Origin of the sequence: Thalassospira sp. HJ (assembly GCF_000948415.1) — a bacterium.
Classification (GTDB): Bacteria; Pseudomonadota; Alphaproteobacteria; order Rhodospirillales; family Thalassospiraceae; genus Thalassospira.
Map to the genome: position 1 here is coordinate 274067 of NZ_JYII01000006.1, position 23693 is coordinate 297759.

Genomic DNA, 23693 nt, shown 5'->3' on the forward strand with positions numbered 1-23693 from the left:
CCAAGGATGACATCATGCAACCCGATCTGATCCTGAAAAATGCCAATATCGCCAACGGCCAGACCGGCGTCGATATTGCCTGTCAGAATGGCAGGATTGTCGAGATCGCCAGTCACATTGATGTGCCCTCGGTCGAGGTGCTTGATTGCGGCGGCATGCTGGTCAGCCCGCCTTTTGTAGACAGCCATTTCCACATGGATGCGACCCTGTCACTTGGCCTGCCGCGCATGAATGAGTCGGGCACATTGCTTGAAGGCATAGCCCTTTGGGGGGAGCTGAAACCACTCCTAACCCCCGAAGCTGTGATTGAACGCGCGCTGAAATACTGCGATCTGGCAGTCTCCAAGGGCCTGCTTGCCATCCGCACCCATGTCGATGTCTGCGATGATCGCCTGCTGGCTGTGGATGCGTTGCTTGAAGTCAAAAAGCAGGTCGCACCCTATATTGATTTGCAACTGGTTGCCTTCCCGCAGGATGGCTATCTGCGTAGCCCGACCGCCAAGGAAAACACCATCCGCGCCCTTGATAAGGGCGTCGATGTTGTCGGCGGCATTCCGCATTTCGAACGCACCATGGCGGATGGTGCGCAAAGCATCAAAGAGCTTTGCGAGATGGCGGCCGACCGTGGACTTCTGGTCGATATGCATTGCGATGAGTCGGATGATCCGCTGTCACGGCATATCGAAATGCTGACCTATGAAACCCAGCGTTTGGGGCTTCAGGGACGGGTAGCGGGTTCACACCTGACATCGATGCATTCGATGGATAATTACTATGTCTCCAAGCTGATCGCATTGATGGCCGAGGCAGAGGTTTCTGCCATCGCCAATCCGCTGATCAACATCACCCTGCAAGGTCGCCACGATACCTATCCCAAGCGCCGCGGCATGACCCGTGTGCCGGAACTGCGCAATGCCGGGCTCACCGTCGCGTTCGGTCATGATTGCGTGATGGACCCCTGGTACTCGATGGGGTCGGGCGACATGCTTGAAGTGGCTTCCATGGGGATGCATGTGGCGCAGATGACTTCGCGCGAGGATATCCGCGCCTGCTTTGACGCCGTCACCACCGAACCTGCCAAGATCCTTGGCCTTGAAGGCTACGGGATCGAGGTCGGCAACAAGGCCGATTTCGTGATCCTTCAGGCCCGCGACACCATCGAGGCCATCCGCATGCGCGCCAACCGCCTGTTTGTTATCAAGGCTGGCAAGATCATCGCCGAAACCCCGATGGCCCAGACACGCCTGCATCTTGCGGAACGCCCGGACCATGTCCGCGAACATGAATATGCACCAGGTCAATAAGCAGCCCCATATGTTGCATATCTTGTGGTGATCCAACCGGGCATTGGCCACGGATAAGGAACAGCACGCAAACAGATCAGGACCGACCATGTTCTACGAACCGGGAAAAACCGCGCATAACCTGCCGCATGATCCGTTCAAGGCCTGTGTGGCACCGCGCCCGATTGGCTGGGTGTCGACGGTTGATGCCGATGGCCGGCCCAACCTTGCACCCTATTCGTTTTTCAATGCGGTGCATGGCAACCCGCCGATGGTGATGTTTTCATCGGGCGGTTCGGTCGACAGTTTGCGCAATGCGCGCGATACCGGCGAGTTTGTGGTCGGCGTCGCGCCAAAGGCGATGCTCAAAGAGCTTAACTTTTCCTCGGCCCCGCTGCCGCCGGGCGAAGATGAATTTGAATATGCCGGTCTGGAAAAGCTGCCCGCAAAATGCGTCAAACCATACCTGATCAAGGGTGTGCCGGTGCATATGGAATGCAAGGTCTTTCAGATCGTTGATCTACCAAGTACCAATCCCGAGCGCCCCTGTGCCATGGTGATTGGTACCGTGATTGGCCTGCATATTGATGATGCCATCATTCGCGACGGGATGGTGGATATCACCCTGTTTGAACCACTCGCCCGTCTTGGCTATCAGGAATATGCCAGCGTTTCGGAGACCTTTACGGTGCGCCGCGAGGATTTCTGGAAGTAATCGGGCATTCCCCCGCCAAACGTCTGATTTGTTTCATCAAAGCGACGCGCAAGCGCAAACAAACTGTCACATAGACCCCTTAATGTGAACAGGAACACAGTTCGCCCGAACATTACGGGCTTGAGCTGCATGTTTTTGTGAAATTTTTCGGGGAATTCCCAGTGATGAAACGGACGTTTGCAGCCGGTCTTTTCGGCGTCACCGCGATATTGATGGCAAGTTCTGCCATGGCAGGCGAAGCCAAGGTTTTTGAAACCAAAAGTGCGATCAACAACCTGTCGACCGTCATGGTCGAGGGTGGCAAGGCACGTGATCTGACCGTCGGCCTTGGTTCCGGCGCGTATCGCCGTCCGAGCGATCCGGCGAACATGTTCTATGCCGTTTCAGATCGTGGCCCGAACTTCGTTTGTGGCGATGTCGAAACCGTGCTGGGCGTTTCCGCCGATCAGGTCTGCAAGGGCCAGAAAGTCCGCGTTTATCTGACCCCGGATTACTCGCCGTCGATCTACACTATCTTCCTGAACGACGATGGCAGCTTCGATATCAAGGACGTCATCACCATCAAGGATCAGAATGGCGTGCCGCTGACCGGACTGACCAACAAGCTGACCGTGGCAAAAACCGAAAAGCCGGTCGATGCCAATGGCAACATGCTTGAACAATCTGTCTCCTCAATCGATGCCGAAGGCATCATTCGTTTGACCGATGGTTCCTACTGGATTGGTGAGGAAAACGGCCCGTCGATCCTGCATGTTTCATCTGACGGCACCGTCATAGAACGCATCGTCCCGGCCGGTTCGGAAAAGGATTTCGAAGGTTCTGCCTATAAGGTCACCGGTGGTCTTCCGGCCATTCTGGTTAAACGCCAGACCAACCGCGGTATTGAATCGATGGCTGTCTCGCCAGACGAGAGCAAGCTGTACTTCATGGTTCAGAACCCGCTCGCCAACCCGAATGCAGATGCCTACAAAGCCGCCAAGAACACGCGCCTTTATGTTTATGATCGCGCATCATCGAAGCTTGATGGTGAATATATCTATCAGCTTGATGATCCGCAGACCTTCCGCAACGATCCGTCCAAGAAGCAGAACGCACCGCGCATTTCGGAAGTTCTCGCCCTTGGCAACGACCGTCTGCTGGTGCTTGAACGCACTAACAAGACCACCAAGCTGCATGAAGTTGAACTTGCAGGTGCGACCAACATCCTCGCCACCCGCTGGGATGACATGTCGACCAGCCCGACGCTGGAACAGCAAAACGACCTTGGCAGCATCAATCTGGTCGCCGTTTCCAAGACGCTTCGTTTTGACAGTGCCGATTACCCGGAAGCCCCAAACAAGCTTGAAGGCCTTGCCATCATGGGTGACGGCGCACTTGCCATGATCAACGACAATGACTTTGGCATCAAGGGCGACCCGACCAAGGTTATTCTGATCGACGGTCTGGTGCAGGCTGACAAATTCTGAGTTGTCGCCTCGCGGATAAGCAAACATCAGCGGGAAAGCTGTCATGCAGCTTTCCCGCTTTTTTATTGGGTCAAAACGGCGTAAAAGCAGGCCCATGATGCAAAACACAAACATATTCGACACCCCGGACGGCATCGATGCCGTGATCGAACCGATGGATGCCACCGGCTATCTCGCCCCTGTGGGCTTTGAGGATCAGCTGGAAGCCGAGCTTGGCGACGTTATTGAACGCCATGACCGCCTGATGTTTGCACCCGGTCCGGAACGGCGTGTTTTCTGGGCACAAAATGTCTGGCGCAACCCGGTGCGCATTGCCATTCCGTCGATCAAGGGCGCTGCCAAAATCCTGAAATTCAATCAGCGCAACTGGGCCCTGTTCAAGTTTGACCATTTTTCGCGCGCCAAACTGATCGAAGGGCACCTGCCGCATGTGTCGGCCAAACGTCAGGTCTTTGGTGAACCGGCCCCGACCGCACCACTTGGCTCATGGACGCTGATTGATCCCGATACCATCATTGCATCGGCCGATTGTTCCAGCCCGTGGAAAAACGGCGAGGTCGAGTTCGAGGAAGACAAAGTCACCCCGCCGAACCGTGCGTATCTGAAACTGTGGGAAGCCTTCACGCGTCTTGGTGCCTATCCGCAGGCCGGTGATCGTACCATGGATCTGGGTGGAAGCCCCGGCGGTTGGACATGGGTTTTGCATGAATTTGGCACCGATGTCATTTCCATCGACAAGGCGCGCCTTGATAGCAAAATCGCCAATCTGCCGCGCGTTGATTTCCGTCAGGAAAGTGCCTTTGGCCTCAACCCGGAAGAAGTCGGCTATATCGATTGGCTGTGCTCGGACGTGATTTGCTATCCGGATCGACTGTTTACACTGGTCAATCAGTGGATGGATGCCGGTATGGCGACCAATTTCATCTGTACCATCAAGCTGCAGGGCGATACGGATTATTCCGCCATCACCCAGTTTGCCGATATCCCCGGATCAAAGGTCGTGCATTTGTATAACAACAAGCACGAACTGACCTGGATGAAGGTGCCCGGCGTCACCGATCAGGATTGATCGGCAACGGCAGCATTGTCGGCCTTGTCTGATTGATCATGTTGGGGAATTGCCGGATCAAGCGGGTAATAGTCGCCCTTATCAGCACAGTAAATCTGGCCTGACATTGTCAATGAACTGGTATCGTCGAGCGTTCCGGGCATCACCGCCATGCTCTTTGATCGAACCGGTCGCCAGAAAAGCCCCGTACCACACAGCTTGCAAAAGCCACGATCGGTCTTGCCCGACATCCGATACCACCGCAATCCATCCTCATCGACCAGGTGCAAATCCTTGCGGTCAAACCGGGCATAGGAGCTGACATGGCCGTGCAGTTTGCGACACAGATTACAGTGACACATCACCGGATTGTCGACCTGACCACGGATTTCAAAGCGCACCTTGCCGCAATGACAGCTTCCTGTGTGGTGATGCTGACTGGCCGTATCTGACGTCATCGGAAACTCCCTTGGTCAAGATGGACTGCGCGATGCAAAGCGGTCTGATGGTAACCTGATCGCAGGTGCTTGCGCGATGAACAATATCCTTGCCGCGATATTTCATCATACTTTTTCAGACAATTATGTTTGAGATTGGACAAAAGCAGTCCTATTCTGCGCCTCTGTTCGGAGCCTGATGTTGACGCCACCGCGCCATTTTCCGCCATCTGGCACCGCCCGAAAGTGATGGGAAAAATGTCCGAAAATTCTTTCCAGTATGATGTGCTCATCATCGGCAGTGGTGCTGCCGGTTTGTCGACTGCCCTTAAACTTGCCCCGCATGTAAAGGTCGCCGTTCTTTCCAAGGGAAAGGTTGATGATGGCTCGACCAATTGGGCACAGGGCGGGATTGCCGCCGTGCTTGATGCCGCCGACAGCATCGAAAACCATGTCCGCGATACGCTGGTTGCCGGTGCTGACCTCTGCAAACGTGAAACCGTTGAATTCGTCGCCACCAATGCGCCAAAGGCGATTGCATGGCTTGATGAACTGGGCATTCAGCTGACCCGTGATCCGAATGGCGACAACAATCAGCCATTCCATTTGACCCGCGAAGGCGGTCACAGCCACCGGCGCATCGTCCACGCGGCAGATGCAACCGGGCGCGCGGTTCAGACGACGCTTCAGGGGCAGGCGCTTAATCACCCCAACATCAAGATTTTCGAAAACTATCTGGCGATTGATCTCGTCACTGATCGCAAGTTCGGCGGTGAAGGCCGTCGCTGCATCGGGGCCTATGCCCTTGATCTTGAAAGCGGGCAGGTCAAATCGTTTAACGCGCGCACAGTGATCCTTGCCACCGGCGGGGCCAGCAAGGTTTATCGCTTTACCTCCAACCCGGATGGCTCGACGGGGGATGGTATTGCCATGGCGTGGCGTGCAGGCTGCCGCGTGATGAACATGGAATTCAGCCAGTTCCACCCGACATGCCTTTATCACCCGCAAGCCAAATCCTTCCTGATTTCCGAGGCCGTGCGCGGTGAAGGCGGCAAGCTGTTGCTGCCCGATGGCACGTGCTTCATGGACCGGTTTGATGAACGGGGCGAGCTGGCTCCGCGCGATATTGTCGCCCGCGCAATTGACCATGAGCTCAAGCGTCTGGGTGCGGATTGCGTTTACCTTGATATCACCCGCAAGGGGCCCGATTTCATCAAGGAACACTTCCCGACCATCTATGAAAATTGCCTGAGCTACGGCATCGACATGACCAAACAACCGATCCCGGTTGTGCCGGCCGCCCATTACACCTGCGGCGGGGTTTTGACCGATCTGCGCGGGCGCACGGACCTGACCGGGCTTTACGCGATTGGCGAATGTGCCGGTACCGGCTTACATGGTGCAAACCGGTTGGCATCGAACTCGCTTCTGGAATGCCTTGTGTTTGGTGATGCAGCGGCAAAGGACATTATTGATGCCCTGCCGGTCGAGGACCACTTCAAACCGATCCCGGCCTGGGATGAAACCGGCATTACCGATTCCGACGAGGAAGTCATTGTTGCCCATAACTGGGAACAGCTGCGCAACGTAATGTGGGACTTTGTCGGCATTGTCCGCACCACCAAACGCATGCAGCGCGCCCAGCACCGGGTGGACTTGCTGCTTTCGGAAATTGACGAATATTACGGTAACTTCCGTGTCACCAATGACCTGCTTGAACTGCGTAACCTGTCGGTCGTTGCCAAGCTGATCATTCAGTCTGCCCTGTGGCGGCGTGAAAGCCGCGGTTTGCATTACACCATCGATTATCCGGAACTTGATGAAAGCGGCACTCCGCGCCAGACCATTCTGGTGCCCGAAAACTTCGCCGGTCGCTGGGTGATTTCCGGTCAGTGGAAAACCTGAATGGCCGGCAAAGCAGAACTTATTGGCATCGCCCGCAAAGCACGTTCGCGTGCGCCGATGGAAAGCCTTGATCGCGTAGACGTCACAACCGACCTTGGTGTTGATGGCGATTACCGTGGCAAGCTGCGCCGGCGTCAGGTCACTATCCTAGCCGAGGAAGACTGGCACGCGGCATGTACCGAACTTGGCCAAAATGACATTGCCTGGACGGAACGGCGGGCCAACCTTTTGGTTCGAGGCATTACGTTACCGCGCACCAAGGGAAGCAGGCTTTCGATCAGCAACGTTGTTTTCGAGATCACCGGCGAAACCGATCCCTGCAATCGCATGGATGATGTTGCCATGGGGCTGCAAGACGCGCTGATGCCCGATTGGCGCGGCGGGGTGACATGTAGGGTGATTGAAGGCGGGACAATTGCCATCGGTGATCCGGTTGGCGAGAACAGCTAGGTCGAAGGTCACCTTGATCAAAAGCCGGAACCAATTAGAATTCCGGCCATAAAAGACAAAACGGGGGAAATCGGATGCACAAGGCAGCACTGCCTGACGACGAGCTTGATCGTCAGAAATCGCTTGAAAGCATGGGCATCCTGACCAGCGACGCCGACCCGGAACTTGATCGCATCACCCGTGTTGCCCAACGTATTTTCGGCTCCGAGATCGTGGCGATTTCCCTGCTTGATAACGACCGCCAGTTTTTCAAATCCAACATCAATCAGCCGACGTCTGAAACCCCGCGCGATATTTCGTTCTGCGGCCATGTCATCCACGACAATCAGGCCTTTGTCGTCGAAGACGCGACTAATGATGACCGGTTTCGCGACAATCCGCTGGTGACCGATGCGCCGTTTGTTCGGTCCTATGCAGGCGTCCCATTGACCAACCCGGATGGCTTCAAGATCGGAACCCTGTGTGTGGTTGATACCACCACCCGTCAGTTCAGCACCGAGGACCTTCAGATCCTTGAGGATCTGGGACTTTGGGCTGAAACCATCATCGCGCTACGTTACGGGGCACGCACCCCGCAACAGGTCTATGACGACCTTGATCCGGCCAAGCAGGAAATGCTGACCGATCCAAAAACCCGGTCCTGGAATGCGACAGGGATGACGGAATTCCTGCATCGCGAACTGATAAATTCGCGGCTTAAACACACGCCGATTGCGATCTATCGCTTCGAGATTGATGACCATGAAAACCTTGTCAAAACATATGGCAAGGAAACCATGGAACGCGTTGTCCAGGCCATCGCGTCCGCGGTGACGTCGTCGCTTCGTGATCGCGATGTTGTCGGGCGTGTCGACCGCTATGGCTTTGCCTGCCTGATGCCCGGCGCGCGCGAGGAACAGACAAGTTTTCTGGGCTTCAAGCTTTGCGATACCGTGCGCGAACAATGCCGGTTTACCGACAACAATGGCGACCCGGTACGCATCACGGTCAGCGTCGGCGCAACCTGGGCCGAACCCGAAGCCAAACGCCACAGCAGCGCGCGCGACATCCTCGATATTGCGGGCAGCGCCCTTAAGGTCGCCCGAGAACAGGATATCGAAAATGTCGTGTATCATGCGTTGCCTGTCCCGGCCGACGCAGGCTAATTCCGCGGCACGTCCAATCGTTCACAAAGTTCGGATGGGGATAACTCCGCCAGTTCTGCCAATGCGATATAGGGATCACCGGCCAATCCCAGAAGTTTGGCAAAAACCGGTTCGGTTTTAAGGCCGGATTGCTTCAACGCCCGCACGTCATTGGCAAACGCATCCCCCATCACAGACAGAATTCGGGCTTCGACCAGCATATGGATAAAGCCATATTGCGTCCGCGTCGGGCCATTGGTGGCAAAGATTTCGATGGGAAGACCTTCGCAGTCAAAACAGACGACAAGGGCCTCGGCCACATGACGGGTGGCATTCCGCAGATGACGACTATAGCCATCAAAACCGCCAAATCGCTCATCGGCAAAGGCGTCGAACGCCGCCAGATCAGACACACGGCAAAGAATATCGATATCGGATTCCGGCGTACCAATCGCCAGCGGCAAGGTTCCGACGACCTCCGGATCATAGGCAGCCAGGCTTTCAAGCACCTGATGACGGCCAAGGATATCGGCCGCCCGCGCACCTTGCGCGGATGCGGCTTTAAGTAACGCCAACCCGGAAAAGCTTTGCGTATCGAGCCCCTCAGACCAATCCATTACCGTATGGTTCATCTTGAAATTCATTCCGTTTCTTGACCTGCATGCCAAAGCAGGGATAGCTCATATCTGCGCGTACTCACAATGAAAGCCTCTGGCACATATGCTTGATATCCTTGCCATTACAACGCCGATCTTCCTGCTTATTGCCATTGGCTATATCGCGGTCTATCGCAACATCGTGCCGCAACCGGTCGTACGTGGCATGGGCGCGTTTGTCATCAACTTTGCCCTGCCGTGCCTGTTGATCCGCGCCCTGATCGTTCGTGACATCACAGAAGTGCTTAATACCGACTACCTTGCGGTTTATTGCGCCGGGTCGCTGATCGTATTTGCACTTGGCTATTTCTTTGCCCGCGTTATTGCCAAGAAAAGCCAGCAGAACGCTGCCCTTCAGGGCATGGGCATGTCGGCCTCAAACAGTGGTTTTGTCGGCTATCCGATTGTCGTGCAATTGCTCGGCCCGACGGCGGCGGTTGCATTGGCCCTTTGCTTTATCATTGAAAATCTGGTGATTACGCCACTTACCCTGATCCTCGGCGACAGTGCCCAGACAGAGGGTGCAAATCGCTGGCACATTTGGCGCAAGACCTTTGTTCGGCTTGGCCGCAACCCGATCATCGTCGCCCTTCTGATCGGTCTTTCCATTTCGGTTTCCGGCATCACCTTGCCCGGCCCGATCTTTTCGGTCGTGGATATGCTGGCTTCTGCCTCAGGTCCGGTGGCGCTATTTGTCATTGGCGGCGGGCTGGTTGGACTTAAGCTGCGCGGTTTGCGTTTTGACATGGCGCGCATCGTTTTCGGCAAGCTTGTGCTGCACCCGCTGATCATTTTCCTTTTGCTTGGTCTTGTGCCCGATCTTGATCCGCTGATGAAAATCGCAGCCGTCACCTTTGCCTGTGCTCCGATGTTTAGCGTCTATGCCATCTATGGTCAGCGATATGGCCACGAAGGCATGAGTGCCGCTGCCCTGATGGCGGCGACCTTGCTGTCCTTCATCACCATCAGCATATCGCTTTGGATGCTTGATAGCTCCGCCGCCTTCGGGCCATTGCCCTGATTAACGCGGCGGCGGTCCGAATTTCGGACGCTGCCCCGGGAAGCCGCCACCCGGTGGCGGACCACGCCGATCACCGCCCAGACCGGCACCTGGCCCACCACCTGTACCACCTGGCCCCATACCGCCCTGCCCCTTGGCAAAACTGCGATCGGGCATCCCGGCCAACAGGCGCGGAATAAACGGGAAACTTTCCGTCACGAAATAGGCATAGGTGCCGTTGGGATATTCTGGTGTCACGGTTTCACGCCCATTGGCCTCATCAAGGTCGCCCAGCCCCTGGACATATTCGAAATCCTCGCCATAGGTGCCATCATATGTGCCACCCGGCCCGTTCGGACGTGTGCCGGACTTCACCCGCCACGAACTGCGCACTGCCACAACGGACGAGGCCGGATCATTGGGATTGGAATAACCAAACATCGCATAGATCGGGAAGCCGTCAGCCGCAAAGCCAATACGAATGGAATGCTGATCGGGCGACCAGCTTTTAATCAGCCCCTTGGGCAGTCCGTGGTAGTGATAGGTGCCGTCTGGCTGGACATGAGCGTTATTCTGATCAAGGCCGAGATCGACCGTTGGTGAAATAGCCTCGTAGCGCCAGCCGGATTGACGATCGCGTTGCCAGAACTCGGCGGTATAGGGATCAAACGGTACGCCATTGACCGCCACACCAAATGACATGTGATCAATTGATGAAAACCGTCCGGCTTTCGCCGGGTTCAGCGGCAAGCGAAATTCAAGCGACTGCGCCTTGATGGAGTTTGGATTCTTGCTGTTTGGAAAACTGCCGGTCGCGTGGTCCGGGATCGCGTTGGAATTGATATAGCGGTAACGACCGTCTTCGCGCATGCTGACTTCGTTTGAAACCGCCCATGCCGGCTTGGTCGGATTAAGAACCATCCCGGCAAGCGGCAGCATCCCCATCCCCACCAGAATGTTGCGGCGCATGCGATCAACTTCTTCGCGCGTATCGCCGGCATAATCACCTTCATCCATCGGCTCATGATGGTGATGATGGTCATGGCTATGAACGTGATGGTGTTCTGATGACGCTCCCTCAAGCGCGTGCAGATCGCTTCGTGTTAATTTCGGCACCGGACTTCCCCCAAAACCAGTTGCGACGTCATCCCCATTATTTGGCGATGACGTCGCAAGGTTCCAGTACAAACTTGCCGTACGGTGCAATCAGCTGGGAATTTCGCCCGCATGGGCAAGGATTTCCTGTGCCTCGCGGATTTCCTGTTGCTGTGCCCACATCTCGGCATAAAGGCCATCACGATCGAGCAATTCCTGATGACGGCCCCGTTCGGCCACCTGCCCGTCGCGCAGGACAATGATTTCATCGGCATCAATCACGGTGGACAAACGGTGGGCAATAATTAGCGTGGTATGGCCGCGCGACACATCGCGAAGTGCTTGCTGGATATCCTTTTCAGTCCTTGTATCAAGGGCCGATGTTGCTTCGTCAAAGATCATGATTTTCGGGCGTTTTAGCAACATGCGCGCAATCGACACACGTTGCTTTTCACCGCCTGACAGCTTCAAACCGCGCTCACCGACCATGGTTTTGAAGCCTTCGGGCAGACCGGCGATAAAGCCGTCAATACTGGCAAGCTTGGCGGCCTTTTCAATCTCGTCCTGCTCCGCACCCGGGCGGCCATAGGAAATGTTATAGGCAATGGTATCGTTAAACAGGACGGTGTCCTGCGGCACGATGCCGATCTCGCGCCGAAGCGAGTTTTGCGTTACGTCGCGGATGTCCTGATCATCAATCGTGATCTTGCCGCCCGACACGTCATAGAAACGGAACATCAATCGGGTCAGGGTTGATTTACCCGCCCCGCTCGGCCCAACAACCGCAACGGTTTTGCCCGCCGGGACCTCGAAACTGACACCCTTCAGGATCTTGCGATCCGGGTTATAGGAGAAATGCACATCCTCAAACCGGATCGCGGCATTCCCGCAAGCAAGCCCCTTGGCGTCAGACTTGTCTTCGACTTCCTTTTCAACGTCCAGCAATGAGAACATGCGTTCCATATCGGTCAGCGACTGTTTGATCTGGCGATAGACAAAACCAAGGAAGTTAAGCGGCATGTAAAGCTGGAGCAGATAGGTGTTCACCAGAACGAAGTCACCGACCGTCATGCTGCCGTCCTTCACGCCCTGGGCTGCCAGCAACATGTTGAGAACCAAGCCCACCGCAATGATCGCGCCCTGCCCGACATTAAGCTTCGAAAGCGAGACTTGCGACTGCACAGCAGCGACTTCATAGCCGCGCAATGCCTTGTCATATCGGGTCGATTCATGGGCTTCGTTGTTGAAGTATTTGACCGTCTCGTAATTGATCAGGCTGTCGATCGCCTTGGTGTTGGCCTCGTCATCGCGCTTGTTCATTTCGCGACGGAACTTCATGCGCCATTCGGTGACCACCAGCGTGAAAACGATATAGATCACGATGGTGGTAAAGGTAATCAGCGCAAACCAGACATCATAAAGCGCCCACAAAATGATCGAGACCATGACGATCTCAAGCAAGGTCGGCAGGATATTGAACAGCATGAAGGACAGCAAAAATTCAATGCCCTTCACCCCACGTTCAATCGCCCGCGAAAGCCCGCCCATCTGCCGATCAAGATGGAAGCGCAGCGACAAGCCATGCAGATGTTCAAAAACGCTGAGCGCCGATCTGCGGATCGCACGTTGGGCCACCTTGGCAAAGACCGCATCGCGCATCTCGCCAAAGGCCGAAACAAGAATGCGCACAAGGCCATAGCCAACAATCAGGGCGACCGGCACAACGATCAAGGCTGTGGTATCGGTCGATCCGGACTGGGCCGCGTTTGCTGCCGCATCACCGGCCTTGTCGCCACCGCCAAGTGCGTCGACCGCGTATTTATAAAGTACGGGGATATAGACATTGGCGACCTTGGCCCCGACCAGAAACAGCAGGGCCATAACAACGCGGCCTTTAAGCTCTGCCTCGCCGCGCGGCCATAAATAGGGCAGGAACGTCTTGATGACGCCGAACTCTGCTCGCGCAGTCGGCTGATCAGAACCCATATTTTTCAAAACCTTATCCCCAATCAGGTACCGAACGGCATTGCGGTATGCGCACGGCATGTCATGTCTTTGTGTCATCAACAGATGGACCGCCGCGTCCTGTTTGGCAAGCATTCAGCGCGCTTTATGCATTCAAGGACATTGCAGATAGCGGGTTTGACGTCTATTTTGCCAATTTGTTGATAAAATCTCAGAACAAACGGCCCAATGCGTTTTGCACAGGCCGAACACAAAGGAACGGAACCAGGACCATGACGGCGCTTGCCAGTATCGAAAGCCAGGATATCGCAGCATTGATGCGCGATATGGGAATCAAGGCCCGCAAGGCGGCACTCGAACTCGCACAGGTCCCGGCCGAGCCAAAAGAAGCTGCCCTTAAGGCCGCAGCGGCAAAGCTGCGTGAAAATTCCGATGTTATCCTTGCCGCCAACGCAAAGGACATGGAAGCGGGCCGCGCCAAGGGACTGACCGCAGCACTTCTGGACCGTCTGGCTCTCGATGCAGATCGCGTCGAAGGCATTGCCAAGGGTGTCGAAGCGGTTGCCGAACTGCCTGATCCCGTCGGGCGTGAACTTGCGCGCTGGAGCCCGGAACATAACGGCCTTGATATCGCACGCGTGTCCGTGCCGCTTGGCGTGATTGGCATCATCTATGAAAGCCGCCCGAACGTCACCGCCGATGCCGGTGCCATGTGCATCAAATCGGGCAATGCTGCCATTCTGCGCGGTGGTTCGGAAAGCTTCCATTCATCGCGTGCGATCTTTGATTGCATGGTGGCAGGCATCACCGAGGCGGGCCTGCCCGAAAATGCCATTCAGATGATCCCGGTGACCGACCGAGCGGCCGTGGGCGAGATGCTGAAACTGTCGGATTACATCGATGTCATCGTGCCGCGCGGGGGCAAGTCGCTGATTTCGCGCATCACCGATGAAAGCCGCATTCCGCTGTTCAAGCATCTTGAAGGCCTTTGCCACACCTATGTTCATGCCAGTGCAGATCCGCAAAAGGCCGTGGATATTGTGGTTAACGCCAAGATGCGCCGTGTCGGCATTTGTGGTGCGACCGAAACCGTTCTGATCGACAGTTCGGTTGCCGGACGTCTTTTGCCGCGCATTGCCGAGGCACTGGTTGCCAAGGGCTGCGAGCTTCGCGGTGATGAGACCGCGCAGGCGATTGATGGGCGCATCAAACCGGCCACGGCTGATGACTGGATCACCGAATATCTCGACGCGATTGTCTCGATCAAGGTTGTGTCAGGTGTTGACGAGGCCGTTGATCACATCAACACGTTTGGCTCGCACCACACGGACGCGATTGTTGCCGAAAACGCCACGGCGACGGCCACCTTCCTGAACGGGGTGGATTCCGGGATCGTGATTGTGAATGCATCGACCCAGTTTGCCGATGGTGGTGAATTTGGCATGGGAGCCGAAATCGGCATTTCGACTGGCAAGCTGCATGCCCGCGGCCCGGTCGGAGTCGAGCAGCTGACGAGTTACAAATACATCGTTCGTGGAACTGGCCAAACCCGTCCATGATCTCAGCGGCACCCAGATCACATGCGGCCCCACCCCGGGTCGGCCTGTTGGGCGGGTCGTTTAATCCCGCCCATGAAGGCCATCTGCATATCTCGCTCGAAGCTTTGAAACGCCTGCAGCTTGATACGGTCTGGTGGCTGGTGTCGCCGCAAAATCCGCTTAAGTCATCGACCGGCATGGCCGACCTTGCGGATCGGTTTGATTCAGCACTGATGATGGCAAAGCATCCCCGCATTGTTGTTTCTGCAATTGAAACCGAGCTTGGAACCCGCTATACGGCCGACACTCTTGCAGCCTTGCAACGCCGTTTTACCCGAACAAAGTTCGTTTGGCTGATGGGAGCTGACAACCTGGCCCAGTTCCATAAATGGAAATGGTGGGAAAGGTTGATTTTACGTGCTCCCATTGCGGTTCTTGACCGTGAAGGGTATTCTAACAAGGCATTGTCCGGGACCGCCGCGCGCCGTATGGAACGCTGGCGCATTCCCATGGACAGGGCGGGTTTGCTGGCCGATCTCGATGTTCCGGCCTGGGTATACCTGCCAATCAAGCGCCATCCGGCTTCTTCGACCGCAATCCGCGCCGAAGGCAGATGGCAGGTGTAAGCATCGCGGCGATGTGTTTGTCGGGCAATTCCGACCATCGCGCGGAACATTAAGGTGGCGACCATAGGTACCGCAAAACAGTCTCTTAATCCGGGCGAAATGCTTTCGCTTATCAAGAGTACGCTTGAAGATGACAAGGCCGAAGACCTTGTTACCATCGATCTGACCGACAAAACCTCCCTTGCTGATCACATGGTTATCGCAACCGGCTCGTCCTCGCGCCGCGTCGCAGCCATGGCCGAGCACATTGTCGAAGCCATCAAGGATGCAGGCCAGGGCCGTGCATCAGCCGAAGGCACCGAACAGGGTGACTGGGTTCTGGTGGATACGGGCGACGTTATCGTTCATCTGTTCCGTCCGGAAGTTCGTGCGTTCTACAACATCGAAGAGATGTGGGGCGTTGAAAACCCGGCCCTGAAACAGCAGGCAGCGCGGCTGTACTAACAGCCCGCGCTGTTTGGCGCCTGCCGGGGACGGCGTTGGCGTCAAACAGATAACTTGCGTAACGGTCTGGATCGAAGACATGCAAATCACCCTTGCTGCGGTGGGACGGATGAAAGCCGGCCCTGAAAAAGATCTTTTTGACCATTACGCTGCCCGACTGCGCTGGCCCTTTGTGCTCCGCGAAGTCGAAGAAAAGAAAAAGCTTCCCCCCAATCAGCTCAAAGACCGCGAAGCAGAACTCCTGCTTGGCGTCATTCCGGAAAATGCCTTTCTGATCGCGCTTGATGAGCGCGGCAAGGAATATGGCTCTATCGAGTTTTCGCAAAAGCTTGAAGGCTGGATGGATCAATATGCCGGCAATATCGCCTTTGCCATTGGCGGAGCGGACGGACATGGCGCGGCCCTGAAATCACGGGCCAATACGCTTTGGTCCCTGGGCAAGGCCACCTGGCCACATATGCTGGTGCGTGCACTGATCGCCGAACAACTGTTTCGCGCCCACGCCATCCAGACCAACCATCCCTATCACCGCGAATAATACTGCGCCGCAGCATAAAGGTGGGGTCACCCCCTACCTCAGGTCGAATATGACCTATACCCTTGCTCAAGCTCTGCGCGAAAAAACAACGATCCTTTCCCCATTTTAGCGCATGCTGCCTTGCAACATGCTCATTGCCCCGATAACATTCCTTACAAGAAAAAAATATTCCCAAAATCAAAAAAAGACTCTTGGGCAATGGTAAGGCTTTGAATATGGAACAAACCGTTTTGGCTGCGCAGGACAGCGAAACTGCGCGCAACGTCGCCCAAACAAACGCCAGCATCGAAGAATTGATGCGCGGTATCTCCACCGCACTGGATTACATTCAGCATCTTCTGGAATTTGCCAACACAGCGGGCGAAACCCAGGACAGCCTGATGCGCGAGATCGATGTGCGCTCCAACAATCTGCGCGCCGGTCTTGATGAAACCGGCCGCGAGATTGAGAACAGCACATCCGTTGCCCATGACGTACAAGAATCCACCCGGGCCACCGTCGCGGAAAAAACCGAAGCCATCCGGACCGACCTTGAACGCATCAGTGCGGAGCTTGAAACCAAGGCCGAAGGTGCAAACAAGGTCCTGAGCGCCATTGAAGATATCGGCAAGGGCATCAAGCTTTTGGCCCTGAATGCCGCGATCGAGGCTGCGCGCGCTGGTGATCACGGGCGCGGCTTTGCGGTTGTTGCGAAGGAAGTCGGCAACCTTGCCCAAAGCACCATGCAACGCACCCACGAGGCCGTCGACCTGATTGATCTATCGGACGTGACCAAGGCCCTTCGCGAAAGCATGGCCAATATCGGCAGTGACCTTGATAGCCTCGGCAACGAAATCGAAGGGTCGCTGACCACCCTTCAGGAACGCTTTGCCAATATGTCCGAGCGCCTGTCTGATATCTCCGAACATAATCAGGTAGTGTTTGAATTACTGGCGGGCAGTAAGGATGCCTCGGCCCGAACGCGTGGCAAGGTCACGTGGGCGCATAACGACACCAAGGCACTGGGCGCAAGCCTTGGTGATGCCAACACGGCACAGACCAACCTGACGCAGTTCCTGAAATCCCATCATCTGCATGATGATCCGACCTATGACCGTCTGGCTGACATCAAGGCACGCGGCAAAATCCGCATTGCCATTGAACCGGCCTTTGTCGGCCTATCATTCCGCCTGAGGCCCAATGATCCGCTGCGCGGACTTGATGCCGATTACGCGCGCGCACTCGCCAAATGGTTGGGTGTTGAATGCGAATTTGTCGAACATCCGTGGGATTTGCTGACAGAGCTTTTGTTCGTTGGCGCAAAACCCGGTGCGCCAACCGCCGATGTGGTCTGGAGCGCCCTGCCACCCAGCGACTTCTACAAAGGTGTCGCCTATTCCGACACATACACCTATCTCAACTTCGCGCTGTGTCGCCGTGCCGGCAATACCGAGATCAACCGTCTTTCGGACCTGAATGGCAAGGTTTTGGGCATCATTAATGACCCGGTGGCGTTTCAGGTTCTTGAAGAACAGGGACTGCGTTGGGCGGATAATGAAAACAAGCCGGGCGGTATCGCCAAGCTTTCCAACCTGATTGCCTATAGCGATCAGACCCGACTGCATGATGCCCTGGCCGACGGGGCAGTTGATGCCTTTGCGGTTGATCAGCCGATCTTCCACTGGGCGGCGAACAACCCCGAAAGCCCCTGGCATGGCCGGATCGAAGTCCTGCCGGGTAATATCCTGCCCCTACCGTACTACTATACCGCCGCCGTGGCTGCCGAACCGGCATCGTGGAAATTGCTTTGTGCGATCAACGAGTTCATTGCCGAGTTCGGCAACAGCACCGAACGCGCAGAGATCGAGAAGCTTTGGCAGGGTCAGGCATTACAACATCACCTGACCTACAAGGACGAGGCCGGCAACCTGATCGGTGCGGATGAACTCGCAACCCTCTATCACGCCCATTGCCGTAAGTTCGGCATTGCCGACGCTTAATATTCGCAACGCAACATCAAATGCCGTCAGGCCAGGACGGATTGTCCAACGGCATTTGAAAAGCATTGCAACTTCAAGGCGTCACAGGACCTGTCATCAACTTTCACAAGATGTTGCCTTGCAACATTTTCCACCGGGCGATAGAGTTTCCTTATAAGAAATAAAAATTCACACAATTCAGTGGCAGTGGTGAGGCTTTGAAAAATGGAAGAAACCATCATGGCTCCGCGTGCGGACTTGGTCGATCAGGACGCGCCGCAACAATCATCTGACATCCCCGAAGCGAAGTCAGATGCGCCCACCCCAAAGCCCGATGAACTTGACGCGCTGATGCGCGGTATTTCCACTGCCCTTGATTACATCGAAAACCTGCTGGAATTCGCCAATACGGCGGGCGAAACGCAAGACAGCCTGATGCGCGAGATCGATGTGCGCTCCAACAATCTGCGCACCGGTCTTGAACAAACGCGTCGCGAAATCGAAGAAAGCACCCATACCGCCAACGACGTACAGGAAAGCACGCGCGCAACCGTATCGTCGAAAACTGATGCCATCCGTGGAGATCTTGAAAAAATCAGTCAGGATCTGGAAACCAAGGCCGAAGGGGCGGCAAAGGTTCTGAGTGCCATTGAAGATATCGGCAAGGGCATCAAGCTTTTGGCGCTTAACGCCACGATCGAGGCGGCGCGCGCAGGTGATCATGGCCGTGGTTTTGCCGTGGTTGCCAAGGAAGTCGGCAATCTGGCGCAAAGCACCATGCAGCGCACCAATGAGGCCGTCGATCTAATCGATCTTTCCGATGTCACCAAATCCTTGCGCGAAAGCATGGGCAATATCGGCAATGACCTTGATAGCCTGGGCGGTGAAATCGAGGAGGCACTTGGTGGGCTGAAAGATCGCTTTGCCCAGATGTCCGGCCGCCTTGAACATATCAGCGGCCACAACCAGGTCGTGTTTGAACTGCTTGATGCCAGCAAGGACTCATCAGCCCGCACGCGCAGCAAGGTCAGCTGGGCCTCTGGCGAAATCGGCAAGCTGTCTGATTGCACCACCGATCCTGCAAATGTATCGAGCAAACTTTCACGGTTTTTGGCCGCCAACTATATCCCGGAAGACCCGGCCTATGACCGGCTGGCCGACATCAAGGCGCGCGGCAAGATCCGAATTGCGATTGATCCGGCACTGGTCGGCGCCTCCTTCCGCCCGCAAAAGGGCGGTCCGCTGCATGGCATTGATATCGACTATGCCGAGGCCTTTGCAAAATCCATCGGTGTGCAATGCGAGTTCATTGAACATCCGTGGGATCTTCTGACCGAACTTCTGTTTGTCGGCAAAAAGGCCGGACAGCCGCCCGCCGATGTTGTCTGGTGCGCCTTGCCGCCCAGCGATTTCTATAAGGGTGTCGCGTTCTCGGATACCTACACCTATCTGAATTTCTCGCTGATCCGCCGCCCGGACAACACATCGATCAACACGATTGCCGATCTTGAGGGCAAGGTTCTGGGTACGGTCAACGACCCGGCCGCCCTTGCCGTGCTTGAGGATGTCGGGCTTCGCTGGGCCGATAATGAAAATAAGCCCGGCGGCATTGCCAAGCTTTCAAACATGATTGCCTATGGTGATATTTCACGCGTGCATGATGCCGTTGCCGACGGAGCGATTGATGCCTTTGCCGGGGACCATCCGGTGTTTTACTGGGCGTCGAAAAACCCGCAAAGCCCATGGCATGGAAGGCTTGAGGTTCTGCCCAAGCCGATCCTGCCGCACCCGTTCTTCTATGTCGCGGCGGTCGCAGCCGATCCGGCATCCTATCCGTTGCTTTGTGCGATCGATGACTTCATTGCCGATTTCCGCAAGACGTCTAAACGCGCCGAGATCGAGAAGCTTTGGCAGGGTCAGTCGATTGAACATCACCTGACCTACAAGGACGAGGGAGGCAATCTGATCGGGGCAGATGAACTTGCCAGCAGCTACCACGCCCATTGCCGCAAATACGGCCTGAAATCCGATTGACCGATTGCTTAAAACGGCTGGCGCGATGAGGGTGCGGGCACTATCATCGCGTCATGGCAACAAACAAGAAAACCCTTCGACAACAACGTATTCTTGGCGAGCTTGACCTCGAACCGTCGCTTCGAATCGCGGATCTGGCCGAACGTCTGAATGTTTCGAATGAAACCATTCGACGCGACTTTGACGAACTGACGTCGCAAGGGCTGATCAACCGCACCTACGGTGGGGCTGTTCGCCGTCAGGCCAGCGAGCCGGGCCTAAATGAACGCCATCAGCTTCACATCACCGAGCGCGAAAGCATCGCCAAACAATCTGTTCCGGTTCTGGCCGGCGCACGCCACATCATGATCGGATCAGGCGCAACCACCGTGCATGTCGCCAAACGGTTGGCGGTCACCATGACCGATCTCACCGTGATCACCCATTCCTTTGGTGTCGCCACGGTTCTTGCCATCAACCCGACGATCCGCGTGATCATGGCGCCGGGCCTTTATCACGCCCAAGAAGGTGCAATGCACGGCGCACAGACTGTGCGGTTTTTGGAAAACTATCGTGTGGAATGGGCCATTCTGGGCGCCAGCGGCCTTGATGGTGACGGCGCCAGTGACGCCTTGATCGAGGCGGCTGATGTCTATTCCGTCATGATGGAACGTGCCACGCGCAGCATGATCGTTGCCGATCACACCAAATTCAATCAGGCCTTCCCGGCACGCTATTGCGACTGGACGTCGGTGGATGTGCTGGTCACGGATGAAAGTCCGATGGGTGTTTTGGATGAAACCATCCGTGCAGGTGGCTGCACGATCAAGGCGGCCACACGCAGCTAGCCACTCCACCTAGTCCTGCTATTTAGCGACAAGTACGAAGCGACTTCGCCAAAGCCTCGATAAAGAAATCAACTTCGGACGATTTCAGGCAAAGCGGCGGACGGATTTTCAATGTCTGGCCATACTTCCCGGCCGCCCCGATCAGAACCCGGTTCTCGCGCATCGCATTGATCACGTCACCGACCAGTTGCCCGCTGGGTTTGGCCGGATCCCCATCGGGGGACAGATCAACACCGATGAACAATCCGGCACCACGCACATCCGTGATCCGGCCATCAATATCGGCCAGATGCAGCAAACCTTCGCGCAATGACTTGCCACAAAGTGCTGCATTGGCCTGCAACTCTTCATCGCGGATGACATTCAAAACAGCCAATCCCGTTGCCGAGGCCACCGGACTTGCTGCAAAGGTGTTGAAATAACCGACATCATCACAAAATGCGCTGAGCAATTCCGGACGCACGGCAATGCCCGCCATCGGGAAACCATTGCCCATCGGCTTGCCCATGCTGACGATATCGGGTTCGACATCATGGCGGGCAAAACCCCAAAACGCATCACCGGTGCGTGCAAATCCCGGCTGCACTTCATCAGCGATAAACAGCCCGCCAGCACGATGGACAACCGCAACCGCCAACCGCAAAAACCCGCGCGGATTGGAAAACACGCCGTCGCTTGAAAAAATGCTGTCCGCAATCAGGGCCGCGACCCCGTAACCGCGATCCTGCAACACAAGGGCGGCCTTGTTGACCTCATCGGCAAAACCGGCGGCAACATCATCGCCATAAATCAGCTTGCTCGGGGCCGGAACGGCAATGACGTGATCGGCCAGATTGCCGCGTTTGAGTGCCGATGGTGAAATGTCGGTCACCGCACGCGTATTGCCGTGATAGGCGGACTCGGTCACGATAAAGCCGCTGGCACCCGTCGCCCTCTCAGCAATGCGCAGTGCAAGGTCATTGGCTTCACTGCCACTGCAGGTCAGGACGATATTTTCAAGATAATCCGGAAATGTCGCCTTAAGCCGATCAAGATATTCCTCGGTCGTCTGATGCAGATAGCGGCTGTTGATATTAAGCTTCGCGGCCTGTTCCGCCATGGCGGCGACCACGCGCGGATGGCAATGCCCGACCGATGGCACATTGTTATAAAAATCGAGATAGCTCGTGCCATCGGCCGCCGTCATCCAGCAGCCAGAACCCGACACCATTTCAATCGGATCACGGTAAAACAGCACCGATGCCGCGCCAAAGTTCCGGGTTCGCCGTGACAGCAGATCATCGCCAATTGGGGGGCGGCCAAATGACGTTTTGCCGTCATAGGCATTCATATCAAGGATGGGGCGCACAGGCTTCATTTCGCGCCCTCGGCTGTCAGATAATCCTCTGCCATTTGCAGGGTGCCTGCGGTAAAGCCCGTGCCCATTTCCTGCGCAGTCGGTGTTTCCGGATGGCTTGCAATCCATGCTGTCAAAAGCAGGCGACGCAGCATCACAAAACTATCAAGCATGGCAGCGTCACTGGCAGAAAACGGTGCGACGGTTCGGTATCCCTCGACCCAGGCTTCTTTCAGGGCCGGGACAATCGGATCAAGTTCGATAAAGCTGATGGCAGCCGCAAAGTCGTAGCCAAACCAGCCAAAGCCACAATCATCGAAATCAATCACGCCCAGCCGGTCACCATCGACGAGAAGGTTCGCCAAACGCAGATCCGCATGGATCAGGCCATAGCGATCATTGCCCATGCCAAAAGCTGCCAGCTTCTGATCAAGATGCACACAAAGCCGTTCCAGCAAGGCCAGGCCATCGCCATCAAGGCCGGGTGCGGCGCGCCAGTCACCCCAATGCGGGTTGGCACCAAGCGTGGTGTCAAAGGTCCAGCTTTTGCGCACGAAATTGACAGAACGCGTCCATTGCCGCGCATGACCATGCAGGCGCGCACTGATCGCGCCAAGTTTGAAGAACCCGTCAACCAATGCCTCGTCGGCAGAGGGTTCATCGCCGCTCATGAAATCAAAGGCGACCACATGACGACTGACCCCGCCATGATCAAATTCGGCGACCAGTGATCCATCGTGGCGCAGGCGCGGTTTGGGGGTATCGACGATATCACTGGCACGCAGAGCATTGATCCAGGCCAGTTCGGATTCAATTTCCGCCCGCGTGTGATAGCCCGGCCGATGCACCCGCAAGATCAGCTTCGCGCCGGTACTTGGGTCAGTTGCGAAAAAGGTCGCATTTTCCGAGACGGTCAGAAGCGACACATCGGTGTCTTCGCCCATGCCCCAACCGGGCAGGACCGATACCGCGCCCTCTTTCAGGACATCAATCATGTTGTCATCGTAAATGCCGCCCAACCGATGCCTCCTGTCGCTTTCTCATGACCGCCCGAAATCGGGTTTTCGCGCCATTTTGTGAATAATGCGGCACAAAATGTGTAACTTGCAACATTTTTTGTTGCATCACGGAATATTTCGACCAATCATCAAGAAAACATAACGCAGCGCACAATCAGGGATCGGCAATCCGCAGCGCAGAATAAAGCTGCCAGGCGCATTGCCCCATGACTTCACGAAAGGATCGACC

The 23693-nt window shown here is 55.9% G+C and carries 21 protein-coding genes; 15 read left to right on the top strand and 6 right to left on the bottom strand.

Annotated features, from left to right (window positions below):
* Window positions 1–14 precede the first annotated feature (14 nt).
* From UF64_RS03215 to UF64_RS03230, 4 genes are all read left to right on the top strand, one after another.
* The gene (locus tag UF64_RS03215) at window positions 15–1304 is read left to right on the top strand and encodes an amidohydrolase family protein (RefSeq protein WP_044827161.1); all 1290 of its coding nucleotides are present in this window, start codon (window positions 15–17) and stop codon (window positions 1302–1304) included.
* Between the two features lie 88 nt (window positions 1305–1392).
* The gene (locus tag UF64_RS03220; RefSeq protein ID WP_044827162.1) at window positions 1393–1998 is read left to right on the top strand and encodes a flavin reductase family protein; all 606 of its coding nucleotides are present in this window, start codon (window positions 1393–1395) and stop codon (window positions 1996–1998) included.
* 164 nt (window positions 1999–2162) lie between these two features.
* Window positions 2163–3464 (top strand): esterase-like activity of phytase family protein, encoded by a 1302-nt coding sequence (locus tag UF64_RS03225; protein WP_044827163.1) that lies wholly within the window; start codon window positions 2163–2165, stop codon window positions 3462–3464.
* A gap of 94 nt (window positions 3465–3558) precedes the next feature.
* A complete protein-coding gene (locus tag UF64_RS03230; RefSeq protein ID WP_200892628.1) occupies window positions 3559–4533 on the top strand; it encodes an SAM-dependent methyltransferase in 975 nt (324 codons plus the stop codon).
* On the opposite strand, the gene UF64_RS03235 is transcribed toward UF64_RS03230, so the two are convergent.
* On the bottom strand, window positions 4524–4970 hold the full coding sequence (locus UF64_RS03235; protein WP_044827164.1) for a GFA family protein: 447 nt from the start codon (window positions 4968–4970) through the stop codon (window positions 4524–4526). The genes UF64_RS03230 and UF64_RS03235 overlap by 10 nt on opposite strands.
* Window positions 4971–5207: 237 nt before the next feature.
* On the opposite strand from UF64_RS03235, the gene nadB reads away from it, so the two are divergent.
* The 3 genes from nadB (at window position 5208) to UF64_RS19575 (ending at window position 8449) form a co-directional block, all read left to right on the top strand.
* Window positions 5208–6854 (top strand): L-aspartate oxidase, encoded by a 1647-nt coding sequence (gene nadB, locus UF64_RS03240; RefSeq protein WP_044827321.1) that lies wholly within the window; start codon window positions 5208–5210, stop codon window positions 6852–6854.
* Entirely contained in the window at window positions 6855–7304 is a 450-nt protein-coding gene (locus UF64_RS03245; protein WP_044827165.1) for an MOSC domain-containing protein, read from the top strand.
* 74 nt (window positions 7305–7378) lie between these two features.
* A complete protein-coding gene (locus UF64_RS19575; RefSeq protein ID WP_052657434.1) occupies window positions 7379–8449 on the top strand; it encodes a GAF domain-containing protein in 1071 nt (356 codons plus the stop codon).
* Here UF64_RS19575 and UF64_RS03255 read toward each other — a convergent pair.
* Window positions 8446–9060 carry a DUF4269 domain-containing protein gene (locus UF64_RS03255; RefSeq protein ID WP_235284947.1) on the bottom strand — a complete coding sequence of 205 codons (615 nt, stop codon included), beginning with the start codon at window positions 9058–9060 and terminating at the stop codon, window positions 8446–8448. The two genes, UF64_RS19575 and UF64_RS03255, sit on opposite strands and share 4 nt — an antisense overlap.
* A gap of 88 nt (window positions 9061–9148) precedes the next feature.
* Between UF64_RS03255 and UF64_RS03260 the strand changes: the two genes are divergently transcribed.
* Complete coding sequence (locus tag UF64_RS03260; protein ID WP_044827166.1) at window positions 9149–10105, top strand: AEC family transporter; 957 nt, start codon at window positions 9149–9151, stop codon at window positions 10103–10105.
* On the opposite strand, the gene UF64_RS03265 is transcribed toward UF64_RS03260, so the two are convergent.
* Together UF64_RS03265 and UF64_RS03270 are read right to left on the bottom strand one after the other, a co-directional pair.
* Window positions 10106–11200: a YHYH protein gene (locus UF64_RS03265; RefSeq protein WP_152630590.1), complete on the bottom strand. Its 1095-nt coding sequence runs from the start codon at window positions 11198–11200 to the stop codon at window positions 10106–10108.
* A gap of 90 nt (window positions 11201–11290) precedes the next feature.
* Window positions 11291–13165 (bottom strand): ABC transporter ATP-binding protein/permease, encoded by a 1875-nt coding sequence (locus UF64_RS03270; protein WP_044827325.1) that lies wholly within the window; start codon window positions 13163–13165, stop codon window positions 11291–11293.
* Window positions 13166–13416: 251 nt separating this feature from the next.
* Here UF64_RS03270 and UF64_RS03275 point away from each other — a divergent pair, with 251 nt between their 5' ends.
* From UF64_RS03275 to UF64_RS03305, 7 genes are all read left to right on the top strand, one after another.
* On the top strand, window positions 13417–14703 hold the full coding sequence (locus tag UF64_RS03275) for a glutamate-5-semialdehyde dehydrogenase (RefSeq protein ID WP_044827167.1): 1287 nt from the start codon (window positions 13417–13419) through the stop codon (window positions 14701–14703).
* Window positions 14700–15308, top strand: coding sequence for a nicotinate-nucleotide adenylyltransferase (locus UF64_RS03280; protein WP_044827168.1), 609 nt, complete (start codon window positions 14700–14702; stop codon window positions 15306–15308). Before UF64_RS03275 ends, UF64_RS03280 begins: the two co-directional genes overlap by 4 nt.
* A gap of 54 nt (window positions 15309–15362) precedes the next feature.
* Complete coding sequence (rsfS, locus tag UF64_RS03285; protein WP_369792934.1) at window positions 15363–15752, top strand: ribosome silencing factor; 390 nt, start codon at window positions 15363–15365, stop codon at window positions 15750–15752.
* 79 nt (window positions 15753–15831) lie between these two features.
* Window positions 15832–16290, top strand: a complete 459-nt coding sequence (rlmH, locus tag UF64_RS03290; RefSeq protein WP_044827170.1) for a 23S rRNA (pseudouridine(1915)-N(3))-methyltransferase RlmH — start codon at window positions 15832–15834, stop codon at window positions 16288–16290.
* Between the two features lie 215 nt (window positions 16291–16505).
* Entirely contained in the window at window positions 16506–18269 is a 1764-nt protein-coding gene (locus UF64_RS03295; protein ID WP_044827171.1) for a methyl-accepting chemotaxis protein, read from the top strand.
* A 204-nt stretch (window positions 18270–18473) separates the two neighbouring features.
* The gene (locus UF64_RS03300) at window positions 18474–20282 is read left to right on the top strand and encodes a methyl-accepting chemotaxis protein (protein ID WP_044827172.1); all 1809 of its coding nucleotides are present in this window, start codon (window positions 18474–18476) and stop codon (window positions 20280–20282) included.
* Between the two features lie 53 nt (window positions 20283–20335).
* The gene (locus tag UF64_RS03305) at window positions 20336–21109 is read left to right on the top strand and encodes a DeoR/GlpR family DNA-binding transcription regulator (RefSeq protein ID WP_044827173.1); all 774 of its coding nucleotides are present in this window, start codon (window positions 20336–20338) and stop codon (window positions 21107–21109) included.
* 22 nt (window positions 21110–21131) lie between these two features.
* Here the strand turns inward: UF64_RS03305 and UF64_RS03310 are convergent, their stop codons facing one another.
* The gene (locus UF64_RS03310) at window positions 21132–22466 is read right to left on the bottom strand and encodes an aspartate aminotransferase family protein (protein ID WP_044827174.1); all 1335 of its coding nucleotides are present in this window, start codon (window positions 22464–22466) and stop codon (window positions 21132–21134) included.
* Window positions 22463–23464, bottom strand: a complete 1002-nt coding sequence (locus UF64_RS03315) for a phosphotransferase enzyme family protein (protein WP_082049486.1) — start codon at window positions 23462–23464, stop codon at window positions 22463–22465. Before UF64_RS03315 ends, UF64_RS03310 begins: the two co-directional genes overlap by 4 nt.
* Window positions 23465–23693 lie beyond the last annotated feature (229 nt).

What these genes read in the sequence shown, in the direction of transcription:
- UF64_RS03215 (WP_044827161.1), top strand. Translation starts at nt 15, where the DNA reads ATGCAACCCGATCTGATCCTGAAAAATGCCAATATCGCCAACGGCCAG.
- UF64_RS03220 (WP_044827162.1), top strand. Translation starts at nt 1,393, where the DNA reads ATGTTCTACGAACCGGGAAAAACCGCGCATAACCTGCCGCATGATCCG.
- UF64_RS03225 (WP_044827163.1), top strand. Translation starts at nt 2,163, where the DNA reads ATGAAACGGACGTTTGCAGCCGGTCTTTTCGGCGTCACCGCGATATTG.
- UF64_RS03230 (WP_200892628.1), top strand. Translation starts at nt 3,559, where the DNA reads ATGATGCAAAACACAAACATATTCGACACCCCGGACGGCATCGATGCC.
- UF64_RS03235 (WP_044827164.1), bottom strand. Translation starts at nt 4,970, where the DNA reads ATGACGTCAGATACGGCCAGTCAGCATCACCACACAGGAAGCTGTCAT.
- nadB (WP_044827321.1), top strand. Translation starts at nt 5,208, where the DNA reads ATGTCCGAAAATTCTTTCCAGTATGATGTGCTCATCATCGGCAGTGGT.
- UF64_RS03245 (WP_044827165.1), top strand. Translation starts at nt 6,855, where the DNA reads ATGGCCGGCAAAGCAGAACTTATTGGCATCGCCCGCAAAGCACGTTCG.
- UF64_RS19575 (WP_052657434.1), top strand. Translation starts at nt 7,379, where the DNA reads ATGCACAAGGCAGCACTGCCTGACGACGAGCTTGATCGTCAGAAATCG.
- UF64_RS03255 (WP_235284947.1), bottom strand. Translation starts at nt 9,060, where the DNA reads ATGAACCATACGGTAATGGATTGGTCTGAGGGGCTCGATACGCAAAGC.
- UF64_RS03260 (WP_044827166.1), top strand. Translation starts at nt 9,149, where the DNA reads ATGCTTGATATCCTTGCCATTACAACGCCGATCTTCCTGCTTATTGCC.
- UF64_RS03270 (WP_044827325.1), bottom strand. Translation starts at nt 13,165, where the DNA reads ATGGGTTCTGATCAGCCGACTGCGCGAGCAGAGTTCGGCGTCATCAAG.
- UF64_RS03275 (WP_044827167.1), top strand. Translation starts at nt 13,417, where the DNA reads ATGACGGCGCTTGCCAGTATCGAAAGCCAGGATATCGCAGCATTGATG.
- UF64_RS03280 (WP_044827168.1), top strand. Translation starts at nt 14,700, where the DNA reads ATGATCTCAGCGGCACCCAGATCACATGCGGCCCCACCCCGGGTCGGC.
- rlmH (WP_044827170.1), top strand. Translation starts at nt 15,832, where the DNA reads ATGCAAATCACCCTTGCTGCGGTGGGACGGATGAAAGCCGGCCCTGAA.
- UF64_RS03295 (WP_044827171.1), top strand. Translation starts at nt 16,506, where the DNA reads ATGGAACAAACCGTTTTGGCTGCGCAGGACAGCGAAACTGCGCGCAAC.
- UF64_RS03300 (WP_044827172.1), top strand. Translation starts at nt 18,474, where the DNA reads ATGGAAGAAACCATCATGGCTCCGCGTGCGGACTTGGTCGATCAGGAC.
- UF64_RS03305 (WP_044827173.1), top strand. Translation starts at nt 20,336, where the DNA reads ATGGCAACAAACAAGAAAACCCTTCGACAACAACGTATTCTTGGCGAG.
- UF64_RS03310 (WP_044827174.1), bottom strand. Translation starts at nt 22,466, where the DNA reads ATGAAGCCTGTGCGCCCCATCCTTGATATGAATGCCTATGACGGCAAA.